General features: G+C 71.7%; 10 protein-coding genes. 5 read left to right on the top strand and 5 right to left on the bottom strand.

Annotation, left to right across the window (positions count from 1 at the left end; genetic code table 11):
- The first annotated feature begins 18 nt into the window (after positions 1–18).
- The 3 genes from AC069K_RS15060 to AC069K_RS15050 all read left to right on the top strand — a co-directional run bounded on the left by AC069K_RS15060 (position 19) and on the right by AC069K_RS15050 (position 3,408).
- On the top strand, positions 19–708 hold the full coding sequence (locus AC069K_RS15060) for a hypothetical protein (RefSeq protein ID WP_478616018.1): 690 nt from the start codon (positions 19–21) through the stop codon (positions 706–708).
- A 106-nt stretch (positions 709–814) separates the two neighbouring features.
- Positions 815–1,627 carry a DsbA family protein gene (locus AC069K_RS15055; protein ID WP_365106416.1) on the top strand — a complete coding sequence of 271 codons (813 nt, stop codon included), beginning with the start codon at positions 815–817 and terminating at the stop codon, positions 1,625–1,627.
- Positions 1,628–1,755: 128 nt separating this feature from the next.
- The gene (locus AC069K_RS15050) at positions 1,756–3,408 is read left to right on the top strand and encodes an alkaline phosphatase D family protein (RefSeq protein ID WP_478616015.1); all 1,653 of its coding nucleotides are present in this window, start codon (positions 1,756–1,758) and stop codon (positions 3,406–3,408) included.
- Positions 3,409–3,417: 9 nt separating this feature from the next.
- Here the strand turns inward: AC069K_RS15050 and AC069K_RS15045 are convergent, their stop codons facing one another.
- Positions 3,418–3,987, bottom strand: coding sequence for a dienelactone hydrolase family protein (locus tag AC069K_RS15045; RefSeq protein ID WP_478616013.1), 570 nt, complete (start codon positions 3,985–3,987; stop codon positions 3,418–3,420).
- A 30-nt stretch (positions 3,988–4,017) separates the two neighbouring features.
- On the opposite strand from AC069K_RS15045, the gene AC069K_RS15040 reads away from it, so the two are divergent.
- Complete coding sequence (locus tag AC069K_RS15040; protein ID WP_365106411.1) at positions 4,018–5,049, top strand: mechanosensitive ion channel family protein; 1,032 nt, start codon at positions 4,018–4,020, stop codon at positions 5,047–5,049.
- Between the two features lie 33 nt (positions 5,050–5,082).
- Here the strand turns inward: AC069K_RS15040 and AC069K_RS15035 are convergent, their stop codons facing one another.
- From AC069K_RS15035 to AC069K_RS15020, 4 genes are all read right to left on the bottom strand, one after another.
- Positions 5,083–6,669: a Na+/H+ antiporter gene (locus AC069K_RS15035; protein WP_365106408.1), complete on the bottom strand. Its 1,587-nt coding sequence runs from the start codon at positions 6,667–6,669 to the stop codon at positions 5,083–5,085.
- A gap of 128 nt (positions 6,670–6,797) precedes the next feature.
- Positions 6,798–7,739, bottom strand: coding sequence for an RluA family pseudouridine synthase (locus AC069K_RS15030; RefSeq protein WP_358835871.1), 942 nt, complete (start codon positions 7,737–7,739; stop codon positions 6,798–6,800).
- Between the two features lie 52 nt (positions 7,740–7,791).
- Positions 7,792–8,358, bottom strand: coding sequence for a signal peptidase II (gene lspA, locus AC069K_RS15025; protein WP_358835872.1), 567 nt, complete (start codon positions 8,356–8,358; stop codon positions 7,792–7,794).
- Between the two features lie 60 nt (positions 8,359–8,418).
- Entirely contained in the window at positions 8,419–9,696 is a 1,278-nt protein-coding gene (locus tag AC069K_RS15020) for a TraR/DksA family transcriptional regulator (RefSeq protein WP_478616010.1), read from the bottom strand.
- 586 nt (positions 9,697–10,282) lie between these two features.
- On the opposite strand from AC069K_RS15020, the gene ileS reads away from it, so the two are divergent.
- A complete protein-coding gene (ileS, locus tag AC069K_RS15015) occupies positions 10,283–13,423 on the top strand; it encodes an isoleucine--tRNA ligase (RefSeq protein ID WP_478616007.1) in 3,141 nt (1,046 codons plus the stop codon).
- The last annotated feature ends 133 nt before the right edge of the window (positions 13,424–13,556 follow it).

Here is a 13,556-nt window from a genome sequence, read left to right as displayed (position 1 = left end):
TGGCAGACTTCAGCACCGATGGACGTATCAGGGACCCGGCTCAGAGCGGCACGCGCGGCGCTTTTCACGGCGCTCGTCGTGGCGCTCTCCAGCGCGTCCCACGTCCTGCTCTCCCGCGTCCCGCTGCCGGCGGGACTGGTCGCCGGCGCGGCCGGCACCGTGTTCCTGATCGCGTACGCGCTGGCCGGCCGTGAGCGCGGCTTCTGGTCGATCGCCGGACTGCTCGTCCCGCTGGAGCTGGCCGCCGACACCGTCTTCTCGACCGGTCAGCACGTCTGCTACGGACCCTCCGGCGGCCCGGTCGCGGGCGCGCTGCGGTCGGTGGGCGTGGACGTGCTGTGCGGCGGGGGTGTGGGCGCCGAGCTGCCGGGCGTCGCCGGGTCCCGGGCGAGCGCGGCCGCGCTGCTCGGGGGGCCGGGACCGGCCGTGCCGTGGCTGCTGCTCGCCGCGCACCTGTCGGTCGGGCTGCTGGCCGCGGCCTGGCTGCGGCGCGGCGAGGCCGCCCTCGCGCGCCTGGTGCGCACGGTCGGGGTGCTGGCGTTCCGGCCGCTGCTGCTGGCGGTCGCCGCGGCGGGCGGCGCGGTCCGTCCCGTACGGGCGCGGGTGCGGCCCGTGCGGCGCGCGGACCCGCCCTCGCGCGCGCGGCCGCTCGTGCACTGCGTGGGGCGGCGGGGACCGCCCCGCGCCGCGCTGCTCCTGGCCGTCTGAGCGATGGCCCCGCCGTCCGAGCGACGGCCCGCCGAGCACGCCGGCCCGAGCACCCGGGCCCCCAGCACTTCTCACCTGCCCCACCTGTCACACGGAGAAAACGATCATGAGCAAGCGCAACAGCCAGGCCAACAAGGCAGCCGCCCGTGAGCGGCTGCGACTGGAGCGCGAGCGCCAGGCCAAGAAGGACAAGGTGCGCCGCCAGGTGGTCGTGGCCGCCTCGATCGTCGGCGTCCTCGCGATAGCCGGCGGCGTCGGCTACGCGGTCATGCAGGCCAACAAGCCCGGCGAGTGGGACGCGGCCAAGGACAAGACGCTGGTCAAGCCGGCCAACACCACGGGCGACGACGGCACCACCGTCGTCATCGGCAAGCCCACCGCCAAGAAGACCCTGGAGATGTACGAGGACCCGCGCTGCCCGGTCTGCTCGGTCTTCGAGCAGCAGGTCGGCGCCACGGTCAAGAAGGACGTCGACGCGGGCAAGTACAAGGTCCAGTTCATCGGCGCCACCTTCATCGACAACGGCAGCCCGGGCACCGGCTCCAAGAACGCGCTCAGCGCGCTGGGCGCCGCGCTCAACGTGAGCCCCGAGGCGTTCATGGAGTACAAGGCGCAGCTGTACTCGGCCAAGTGGCACCCGGCCGAGACCAGCGACAAGTTCGCCAAGGACGCCTACCTGCTCCAGGTCGCCGACAGCGTCCCGGCGCTCAAGGGCAACGCCAAGTTCCAGAAGGACGTGCAGGACGGCACGTTCGACAAGTGGGCGCTCACCATGTCGAAGAAGTTCGACGACAGCGGTGTGACCGCTACGCCGACCCTGAAGATGGACGGCAAGAAGATCACCGGTGCGGGCAGCGACAACGCCCCGCAGGACCCGGCCGCGTTCACCGCCGCCATCGACAAGGCCCTGAAGGGCTGAGGCCCCTCCCGGGTCCCGCCGCGGCCCCCTGACGCTGACGTACGCTCAGGTGGCCGCGGGCGGACGGGCGGACAAACATCTGTCGCGAGTCTGCCCGTTCGCTCTACCCATCAGTAAGGTGTCCGGCTGTGACCAGTCGATTCACCTCCTCAACTCCCACGCGCCGCACGGTCGTCAAGGCCGCCGCCGCCACCGCCGTCGTCGCCGCGCCCCTGGTGGCCGGCGCGACCGCCGCCGCCGCGGACTCCGCCGCGGCCCCCGCCTTCCTGCACGGCGTCGCCTCCGGCGATCCGCTGCCCGACGGCATCCTGCTGTGGACCCGGGTCACCCCCGCTCCCGACGCGATACCGGGCTCCGGCAAGGGCCCGGACACCGAAGTCACCTGGGAGATCGCCGAGGACAAGGGCTTCGCCCGGATCGTGGCCCGGGGCAGCACGACCGCCACCGCCGCCGCCGACCACACCGTCAAGGCCGATGTGCGCGGCCTGCGCCCGGCCACCGCGTACTGGTACCGGTTCGCGGCAGGCGGCGTCTCCTCCCCCAGCGGGCGCACTCTGACCGCCCCCGCCACGGACGCGGCCGCCGCCAACGTCCGCTTCGGCGTGGTCTCCTGCGCCAACTGGGAGTCGGGCTACTTCTCCCCCTACCGTCATCTCGCCGCGCGGGCCGACCTGGACGCGGTGCTGCACCTGGGCGACTACATCTACGAGTACGCCACGGGCGCCTATCCGGAGGCGAAGTACGTCGTACGGCAGCACGAGCCGGCCCACGAGATCCTGAACCTGTCCGACTACCGCACCCGGCACGGCAGGTACAAGACGGACGCCGACCTCCAGGCGATGCACCAGGCCCACCCGGTGATCGCGATCTGGGACGACCACGAGTTCGCCAACGACGCCTGGTCGGGCGGCGCCGAGAACCACACGCCCGGTGCCGAGGGCGACTGGGCGGCGCGCGTGTCGGCCGCCAAGCAGGCCTACTTCGAGTGGATGCCGGTCCGCCCGTCCACCGCGGGCACCACCTACCGGCGCATCCGCTACGGCAAGCTGGCCGATCTGCACCTGCTCGACCTGCGCTCCTTCCGCTCCCAGCAGGCGAGCGTGGGCAGCGGCAAGGTGGACGACCCCGAGCGCACCATCACCGGCCGCGCCCAGCTGGACTGGCTCAAGTCGGGGCTCTCGTCCTCCAACGCCGCCTGGCAGCTGGTGGGCACCTCGGTGATGATCTCCCCGGTCGCCTTCGGCGCGCTGCCGGCCGAGCTGACCGCGCCGCTGGCGGAGTTGCTGGGCCTGCCCAAGGAGGGCATCGCCATCAACGTCGACCAGTGGGACGGCTACACGGACGACCGCCGCGAGCTCCTGGGCCACCTGGTCGACAACGACATCAAGAACACCGTCTTCCTCACCGGCGACATCCACATGGCCTGGGCCAACGACGTCCCCGTCAAGGCGGGCACCTACCCGCTGTCGAAGTCGGCGGGCACCGAGTTCGTGGTGACCTCCGTCACCTCCGACAACCTCGACGAGATGCTCCACGTCGCCCCGCACACCGTGTCGCTGGTCGCGGCCGCCGCCATCAAGGCCGCCAACCGCCATGTGAAGTGGGTCGACATGGACTCGCACGGCTACGGCGTCCTCGACGTCGACGCCCACCGCTCGCAGATGGACTACTACGTGGTGTCCGACAAGCGCAGGCAGGACGCCACGGCGTCGTGGACCCGCTCGTACCGGACGCTCAACGGCAGTCAGAAGGCCGAGCGGGTCTACTCCCCGGTGGTCTGAGCCCGCGCGCTACAGCGACGCGAGGAAGGCGAGCGCGGTGGTCCAGCTCCGCTCGGCCGCCGCCTCGTCGTAGTCCGGCAGTTCGCGGTCGGTGTACAGGTGCCCGGCGCCCGGGTATCTGTACACCTCCGCGTCGGCGCCGATCCTGCCCATGCGCAGGTACCACGTGTTCAGCCAGTCATGCGTCTCGAACGGGTCCGGATCCGCGACGTGCAGCTGGACGGGCAGCTCGTCCACCGAGGCGTCGTCGGCGATGTCGGCGGTGCCGTGGAACAGGAGCAGGCCGCGGGCCTTCTCGTCGCCCAGCGCCAGGGTCTGGGCGAGCGAGCCGCCGAGCGAGAACCCGGCGTAGACCAGGCCCTCGTCGGAGTGCGGGGCGGCGGCCACGACCGCCCGCTTCAGCAGTTCGTCGTTGCCGATCCCGTCCCGGATCGTCATGCCCTCCTCCACCGTCCCGGCGGTGCGCCCGTCGTAGAGCTCGGGCACGTGCACCAGGTGTCCGGCGGCGCGCAGCCGGTCGGCCGCCTCGTGCACGGCGGGCCGCAGACCGTAAGCCGAATGGAAAAGCATGATGTTCATGAAGCCATGGTGCCAGTTACGGTCGGGGGCATGGAGAACGTACTGCGCCCGTTGATCGTCATCGGTGGCTCGGTCGTGCTCACGCTGGCCCTCGTGTGGCTGGCCGACCGACTGCTCCGCCAGACCGACGCCCGGCACAGCGAGACCCCGTTGTGGGGCCTGCTGCGCCGCTGCCGCCTTCCCTTGCAGGTCGTCGTCCTCACCGCCCTGCTGAGAGGGACCTACCTCCAGATCAAGTGGGCGCCCGTCCAGAACCACCAGGCCGGCCTCGGCCAGACCCTCAGCCTCGTCCTCATCGGGGCGAGCGCGTGGCTGGTGGTGCGGATCGCCACGGCCGTCGTCGAGGCGTCGTACGCGCGCTACGCCGCCTCGGCGCACGACGCGGCACGGGTACGCCGGGTCCGTACGCAGGTGACGCTCATTCAGCGCGTGGTGACGGCCATCGTGGGCGTCGTCGCGGTCGCGGCGATGCTGCTGACCTTCCCGGCGATGCGGACGGCCGGGACCTCGATCCTCGCCTCCGCCGGCATCATCGGCATCGTGGCCGGTGTGGCCGCCCAGTCCACCCTGGGCAACCTCTTCGCCGGCCTTCAGATCGCCTTCGGCGACATGGTGCGCATAGGGGACACGGTCGTGGTGGACGGCGAGTGGGGCACGGTCGAGGAGATCACCCTGACCTTCCTGGCCGTCCGCACCTGGGACGAGCGCCGACTGACCATGCCGGTCTCGTACTTCACCAGCAAGCCGTTCGAGAACTGGTCGCGCGGCGGGGTGCAGATGACCGGCACGGTCTTCCTCCACCTGGACCACGCGGCCCCGGTGGCGCTGATGCGCGAGAAGCTGACCGACATCCTCAAGGAGTGCCCGGCCTGGGACGGCCGTGAGGGCGACCTCGCCGTCACCGACACCACCCCGTCCACGATCGTGGTGCGCGCCACGGTCACCGCGAAGGACGCCGGCGACCTCTGGACGGTCCGCTGCGCGGTCCGCGAGGAGATGGTGGCCTGGCTCCACGACCGCCACCCCGAGTCGCTGCCGCGCATCAACACCGACCGGATATGACCGCCGGGCGGGGGGCCCGCGCCCCCCGCCCCCTCACTTCAGACTGCGCACGTCCAGCTGGCGCAGCACCCGGTCCACGATCTCGGGGTCGGCGCCGGGCTCGCTGCGCGCGGCCAGGACCTCGTGCCGGGCGGCCGACATCATCTCGCGCTGGATCCGCTGGATGGTCCGCAGCCGCTCGACCCGCTTCGCGTACGCCTCGCGCCGCTCCTCGTCGACCATGTCCGGGCTGAGCCGCGCCCCCACGTCGTACGCGCGCCGCACGAGCTGCTCCATGACCTCCTCGGGCAGCTCCTCCACGTCCTCGATCTCCCGCAGCCGGCGCTTGGCCGCCTTGGCCGCGCGGACCGCGAGCTCGCGCTCCAGCGCCCGCTCGGCGTCGGTGTCGGCCTGGACCCCGAGCCGGCGCACCAGGGACGGCAGGGTGAGCCCCTGGACCACCAGCGTCGCCACGATCACGCAGAAGGCGATGAAGACGATCTCGTCGCGGGCGGGGAAGGCCGAGCCGTTCTCGGTCGTGAACGGGATGGCGAGCGCGAGCGCGACGGAGGCCACCCCGCGCATCCCCGCCCACCACATGATGATCGTCTCCCGCCAGGTGGTGGGGATCTCCTCGTCGTAGTCCCGCAGCGTGTGCAGTCGTTTGGCGAGCCAGGTGGCGGGCAGCAGCCACAGCAGCCGTACGCCGACGACGACCCCGACGACCACCGCGCCCCAGCCCGCCATCTCCCCCAGGCGGCCGGTGGCGGTGCCGAACACGTTGTGCAGTTCGAGCCCGATGAGCCCGAACGCGATCCCCGTCACCAGGGTGTCGACGACCTGCCAGAACGTGGCCCCGGCGAGGCGCCCCTGGACGTCGTCGGCGTCCACCGCGTGCTCGGCGAGGAACAGCGCGAGGGTGAGGACCGCGAGCACCCCGGAGCCGCCGAACTCCTCGGCCAGCACATAGCCGACGAACGGCACGAGGAGGGTGAGGCCGATCTGGAGCGTGGCGTCGTCGAGCAGCCCCATCAGCTTGTTGGCCGTCCAGCCCAGGACCAGGCCGACCACGACCGCCACCACGGCGGAGAGCACCAGCTTGCCCACCGCGTCCGGCCAGGAGAAGTCGCCGCTGACGGCGGCGGCGATCGCCACGTGGTAGAGCACGATCGCGGTGACGTCGTTGAAGAGCCCCTCGCCCTCCAGGATCGACACCAGCCGCCGCGGCAGCCCGAGCGAGCCCGCGACGGCGGTGGCGGCGACCGGGTCGGGCGGCGCCACCAGGGCGCCCAGCGCGACGGCGGCGGCGAGCGGCAGCCCCGGCACGATGGCGTGCGCCACGGCCGCCACGGCGGCGGTCGTGACGAACACCAGGGCCACCGCGAGCAGCAGGATCGGCCGGACGTTGGCGGCGAACTGCCGCCAGGAGGTGCGCTGGACCGAGGCGTACAGCAGCGGCGGCAGGACGAGCGGAAGGATGAAGTCCGGCGGTACGTCGACGTTCGGGACGAAGGGCAGCAGGGCGAGGACACCGCCGAGGAGCGTCATCAGGACCGGCGCGGGAAGCCCCAGCCGGTTCCCGACCGGAACCGTGACCACGGCTCCGAGCAGGAGCACGAACATCAGGGCGAGCTGGTCCACGAAGGCCCTCCGGCGGCGAGGCGATCAAGAACCTCCAGCCTGCCACGCGGCTCCCGCCAGGGCGTCGACCCGCGGGCCGTGCGTGGCCGATCGCACAGCTCGCCGGGTCCTGGACGCCTACGGGAGCGTCATTCGCTCTCCGCCCGGATCACGTCCAGCGCGTGCTGGAGGTCGGCCGGGTAGTCGCTCGCGAACTCGACCCAGCCGCCGTCCGAGGGGTGCTCGAAGCCGAGCCGCACCGCGTGCAGCCACTGCCGGGTCAGGCCGAGCCGCTTGGCGATGGTGGGGTCCGCGCCGTACGTCAGGTCGCCGACGCACGGGTGGCGGTGGGCGGACATGTGCACCCGGATCTGGTGCGTACGCCCCGTCTCCAGCTTGATGTCGAGCAGCGACGCGGCCCGGAACGCCTCGATCAGGTCGTAGTGCGTCACCGACGGCTTGCCCTCGGCCGTGACCGCCCACTTGTAGTCGTGGTTGGGGTGGCGGCCGATGGGCGCGTCGATCGTGCCGCTCATCGGGTCCGGGTGGCCCTGCACCAGCGCGTGGTAGCGCTTGTCCACGACGCGGTCGTGGAACTGGCGCTTCAGATACGTGTACGCGCGCTCGGACTTGGCGACGACCATCAGCCCCGAGGTGCCGACGTCGAGCCGGTGGACGATGCCCTGGCGCTCGGCGGCGCCGGAGGTGGAGATCCGGTACCCGGCCGCCGCGAGGCCGCCGATGACCGTCGTCCCCGTCCAGCCCGGGCTCGGGTGGGCGGCCACGCCGACCGGCTTCACGATGACGACGATGTCGTCGTCGTCGTGCACGATCTCCATGCCCTCGACCGGCTCGGCCACGATCTGCACCGGCGCGGGCGCCTGGGGCATCTCGACCTCCAGCCACGCACCCCCGTGGACCCGCTCGGACTTGCCCACCACCGAGCCGTCGACCTGGACCTTCCCCGCCGCGGCGAGCTCGGCCGCCTTCGTCCGGGAGAACCCGAACATGCGGGAGATGGCGGCGTCGACGCGCTCGCCCTCCAGGCCGTCGGGAACGGGCAGGGTGCGGATCTCGGGAAACGTACTCACCCGTCGAGTATGCCTTGCCCCACCGACATCCCCGTCCGCACGAGGACCGGGATCAGTCCTTGTGGACCGTTCCGTCCGGGTCCAGGCCCCGGAACGAGAGGATCACGATCAGGAAGCCGCCGCAGACGATCGCGGAGTCGGCCAGGTTGAAGACGGCGAAGTGGGCGGGCGCGATGAAGTCGACGACCGCGCCCTCGAAGACGCCCGGGGAACGGAAGATCCGGTCGGTCAGGTTGCCGAGCGCGCCGCCGAGCAGCAGTCCGAGCGCGATCGCCCAGGGCAGGCTGTAGAGCTTGCGGGCCAGCCGGACGATCACCGCGATCACCGTCGCCGCGATCACCGTGAAGATCACGGTGAAGGCCTCGCCCATGCCGAACGCGGCGCCCGGGTTGCGGATCGCCTCCAGCTTCAGCAGGTCGCCCACGACGTCGATCGGCTCGTGGTGCTCCAGCCTGGCCACCACGAGCATCTTGCTGCCGAGGTCGAGCAGGTACGCGAAGAGCGCCACCGCGAACAGGACGGCGATCCTGCGCCCGCCCGCGGGCCGCTCGTCGGGAGCCGCGGCCCCCTCGGGCCCTTCTACGTCCGGCGTACCGATGATGCGCTCCGCCTCTGCCACGTGAGTCCCTCAACCCTAGGTACCTGACTGAGGACGAGCGTACGACACGCGCGTACGGACTCAGCCCCGGCGTTCCTGCTTCTGCTTGTCCTCCACGCAGAGGGTCGCGCGCGGGAAGGCCTGCATCCGCGCCTTGCCGATGGGATTGCCGCAGACCTCGCAGTAGCCGTACGTACCGGCGTCGAGCCGTTCCAGCGCCCGCTCGGTCTGCTCCAGCATCTCGCGCGCGTTGGCGGCGAGGGCCATCTCGTGCTCGCGGGTGATGTTCTTGGTCCCGGTGTCGGCGTCGTCGTCGCCCGCGCCGTCCCCGGAGTCCCGCATCAGCCCGCTCAGGGCGGCCTCGGAGGCCTCCAGCTCGGCCCGCAGCCGCAGGACCTCGCCGGTCAGCTCGGTACGCGCCTCGCCGACCTCCTCGGGCGTCCAGGGGTCCTCCCCGGGCCGCACCGGCAGCTCACCGGGCACCCCGGCGACCACCGCGCGGGCCTTCGGCACGGCCGACGCCGCCGTGGACTTCCTGGCCGCGGCCTCGCCGGCCGTGTTCTTGGCAACCACCTTCTCGGTTCCCCTCTGCTCCGCGGCCTCGGCCGCCCCCTGGGCCGCCGTGGCGGCCGTCTTCGCTGCCCCGACGGCAGCCTTGTCCGCTGACGCGGTCTTGGTGGCGCCGACCTTCTTGGCCGACGCCGTCTCCTTGGCGGCGGTCTTCTTGGCCGACGCCGTCTCCTTGGCGCCGGCCTCGCCGACGGACGCGGTCTTCCTGGCGCTGGTTTTGTCGGCCGACGCGGTCTTCTTGGCGGCAGCCTTCTGGGCCGACGCCGTCTTCTCGGCGCCAGCCCTGTCGGCCGACGCGGTCTTCTTGGCGGCGGCCTTCTGGGCCGACGCCGTCTTCTTGGTGGCAGCCTTCTTGGCCGGGGCCGCGTTGTCGACGGCGGCTTTCTCGGCCACAGGATTCTCGGCCACGGCTTTCTTCACCGCGGCCCTCTCGGCACGGGCCTCCTCGGCTGCGGCTTTCTTGGCGGGAGCCCTCTTGGCCGAAGCCTTCTTGGCGGTGGTCTTTTTGGCCGCGGCCTTCTTGGCCGGAGCCTCCTTGGGCGCCACCCTCTTGGCCGCCGCCTTCTTCGTACCGGTCTCATCGGCCACGGCCTTCTTGGCAGCCGTCTTCTTGGCAGCCGTCTTCTTGGCCGGGGCCTTCTTCGGGGCCGCCTCCTTCTTGGCCGCGGTCTTCCTCCCGGCCGCCGCCGTCTTCCCGGACGCAGCCTTCTTCCCGGACGCGGACGCGCTCTCCGTGGCCGCGGCCACCACGGCGTCCTCGGACGCCAACGCGGTCTTCCCTGCCACCATGGCCGCGGCCCCTTCACATATTGTGATCTTGCTCGCGCATCGTGCTGGGACGATAAATCGACCCCAGGCCCGCGGCAACGGGGCACGCCGCCGGTCCGCCCCCGCCCGACGTGCCCGGAGAGGAACCTGCATCCGTTGTGCCCAGCTCTCCGGCCCGTAATCCGCCAGACGGGCGGCACCGGAGCCCGCCCGGCCACGTATGCCCATTCGGGTCATCACCGGGTCGTCCACGCGCGCGTGGCGGCCCGGACGCGGCCCCGCCGAATATCCGGTCGGCCGCTGTCGGTGCGGGCCCTTACACTGGGCGCAGCGAGAGGCGTGAATGGGACGAGTAGCGTCGTACGCAGCCAAGAGCGATCCGGGGACGGTGGGAGCCCGGAGGCGAGCGCGATGTGAAGATCACCCCGGAGCCGCCGGAAGAAAGCACCCCCGGGTGCGAGTAGAACCGGCTTCGCGACCCCAATGAGGGGGCGGTGTCCCGTACACCGCCAAGGAGGGTGGTACCGCGGGAGCGCGGGGCCGTAGGACGGCCGCAGCTCTCGTCCCTCCGACGGAAACGTACGACGATCCGCCGGAGGATGAACGGATGTCGCAGTACCGCCAGGTGCCCGCCCAGGTCGACCTTCCCGCGCTGGAGCACGCCGTGCTCGACTTCTGGCGCGAGGCCAAGGTCTTCGCCAAGAGTCTTGAGCAGTCCGAGGGCCGCCCCGAGTGGGTGTTCTACGAGGGCCCGCCGACCGCCAACGGCATGCCCGGAGCCCACCACATCGAGGCCCGCGTCTTCAAGGACGTCTTCCCCCGCTTCCGGACCATGCAGGGCTACCACGTGGCCCGCAAGGCCGGCTGGGACTGCCACGGCCTGCCGGTCGAGCTCGCCGTCGAGAAGGAGCTCGGCTTCAACGGCAAGAAGGACATCGAGGCGTACGGCATCGCCGAGTTCAACGCCAAGTGCCGCGAGTCGGTGACCCGCCACACGGACGCCTTCGCCGAGCTCACGACCCGGATGGGCTACTGGGTCGACCTGGACGACGCCTACCGCACGATGGACCCCGAGTACGTGGAGTCCGTCTGGTGGTCCCTGAAGGAGATCTTCAACAAGGGCCTGCTCACCCAGGACCACCGCGTCGCCCCCTGGTGCCCCCGCTGCGGCACCGGCCTGTCCGACCACGAGCTGGCGCAGGGGTACGAGACGGTCGTCGACCCCTCGGTCTTCGTCCGCTTCCCGCTGACCGGCGGCCCCCTCGCGGGCGAGGCGGCGCTCCTGGTGTGGACGACCACGCCGTGGACGCTGGTCTCCAACACCGCCGTGGCGGCCCACCCCGAGGTCACCTATGTGGTGGCCACCAACGGTGACGAGAAGCTGGTCGTCGCCCAGCCGCTGCTGGAGAAGGCGCTCGGCGAGGGCTGGGAGGCCACCGGGCAGACCTTCACGGGCGCCGAGATGGAGCGCTGGACCTACCGGCGCCCCTTCGAGCTCATCGAGTTCCCCGAGCCCGCGCACTACGTGGTGAACGCCGAGTACGTGACCACCGAGGACGGTACGGGCCTGGTCCACCAGTCCCCCGCCTTCGGCGCCGACGACCTCCTGGTCTGCAAGGCGTACGGCCTGCCGGTGGTGAACCCGGTCCGCCCCGACGGCACCTTCGAGGAGGAGGTCCCGCTGGTCGGCGGCGTCTTCTTCAAGAAGGCCGACGAGAAGCTGACCGCGGACCTGGCCGAGCGCGGTCTGCTCTTCCGCCACGTCCCGTACGAGCACAGCTACCCGCACTGCTGGCGCTGCCACACCGCGCTGCTCTACTACGCGCAGCCGTCGTGGTACATCCGCACCACCGCCGTCAAGGACGCGATGCTGCGGGAGAACGAGAAGACCAACTGGTTCCCGGACTCCGTCAAGCAGGGCCGCTTCGGCGACTGGCTGAACAACAACATCGACTGGGCGCTCTCCCGCAACCGCTACTGGGGCACCCCGCTGCCGATCTGGCGCTGCGAGGACGACCACCTGACCTGCGTCGGCTCGCGCGCCGAGCTGAGCGAGCTGTCCGGCACCGACCAGAGCGCGCTCGACCCGCACCGCCCGTTCATCGACGACATCACCTTCACCTGCACGGCCGAGGGCTGCTCGCACACGGCGGTCCGCGTCCCCGAGGTGATCGACGCCTGGTACGACTCGGGCTCGATGCCGTTCGCGCAGTGGGGCTACCCGTACAAGAACAAGGAACTGTTCGAGAGCCGCTACCCGGCGCAGTTCATCAGCGAGGCCATCGACCAGACCCGCGGGTGGTTCTACACGCTGATGGCGGTCGGCACCCTGGTCTTCGACAAGTCGTCGTACGAGAACGTGGTCTGCCTGGGCCACATCCTCGCCGAGGACGGCCGCAAGATGTCCAAGCACCTGGGCAACATCCTCCAGCCCATCCCGCTCATGGACCAGCACGGTGCGGACGCGGTGCGCTGGTTCATGGCGGCCGGCGGCTCCCCGTGGGCGGCGCGCCGCGTGGGCCACGGCACCATCCAGGAGGTCGTCCGCAAGACGCTCCTCACGTACTGGAACACGGTGGCCTTCCAGGCGCTGTACGCGCGCACGTCCGAGTGGGCGCCCAGCGCGGCCGACCCGGCCCCGGCGGAGCGCACGGTCCTGGACCGCTGGCTGCTGAGCGAGCTGAACACGCTGGTCGAGCAGGTGACGCAGGCGCTGGAGGCGTACGACACGCAGCGCGCCGGCAAGCTGCTCTCCTCCTTCGTGGACGACCTGTCCAACTGGTACGTGCGCCGTTCGCGGCGCCGGTTCTGGCAGGGCGACAAGGCGGCGCTGCGCACGCTGCACGACGTGGTGGAGACGGTGACGCGGCTGCTGGCCCCGCTCACGCCGTTCATCACCGAGCGGGTGTGGCAGGACATGGTGGTGCCGGTGACGCCGGACGCCCCGGAGTCCGTGCACCTCTCCTCCTGGCCGAAGGCGGACCCGTCGGCGATCGACGCGACGCTGTCGCAGCAGATGCTGCTGGTGCGGCGTCTGGTGGAGCTGGGCCGCGCCACGCGCGCGGAGTCGGGCGTCAAGACGCGCCAGCCGCTCTCGCGCGCGCTGGTGGCCGTGGCGGGCTTCGAGTCCCTCTCGCCGGAGCTGCACGCGCAGATCACGGAGGAGCTGAACGTCTCGTCCCTCGCGTCGCTCTCCGAGGTCGGCGGCTCGCTGGTCGACACCACGGCCAAGGCGAACTTCCGTGCCCTGGGCAAGCGGTTCGGCAAGGGCGTCCAGGACGTGGCCAAGGCGGTCGCGGCGGCGGACGCTGCGGCGCTGTCGGCGTCCCTGCGGGACACCGGGGAGGCGTCGGTGGAGGTGGGCGGCGAGCAGGTGGTGCTGGCCCCCGACGAGGTGATCATCACCGAGACGCCGCGTGAGGGCTGGTCGGTGGCGTCCGACTCGGGCGCGACGGTCGCCCTCGACCTGGAGATCACCCCGGAGCTGCGGCTGGCGGGCCTGGCCCGGGACGCGATCCGGCTGATCCAGGAGGCGCGCAAGAACAGCGGGCTGGATGTGGCGGACCGGATCGCGGTGCGGTGGGAGTCCTCGGACGCGGAGGTCGTCTCGGCGCTGAGCGCGCACGCGGGGCTGATCGCGGAGGAGGTCCTGGCGACGGAGTACGCGGCCGGGGTCGCGGACGACACGTACGGCGCCCCGTTCACGGACGAGGCCCTGTCCCTGACGTTCCGCCTCCGCAAGGCGTAACGCTCCCGGCCGAGCCCCCAAGCGGCCCGTCTCCCCTGCCGGGGGGGCGGGCCGCTTTGCTTTTCCCCCACCCCACCCCTTCCCGAAAGCCTCCGGCGGTGGGGTGAGGCGGGGCGGGGCGGGGTGAGGTGAG

Source organism: Streptomyces sp. NPDC043908 (assembly GCF_056435525.1).
Note: the sequence above shows the minus strand (reverse complement) of the source record. Positions and strands in the feature narration are given on the sequence as shown.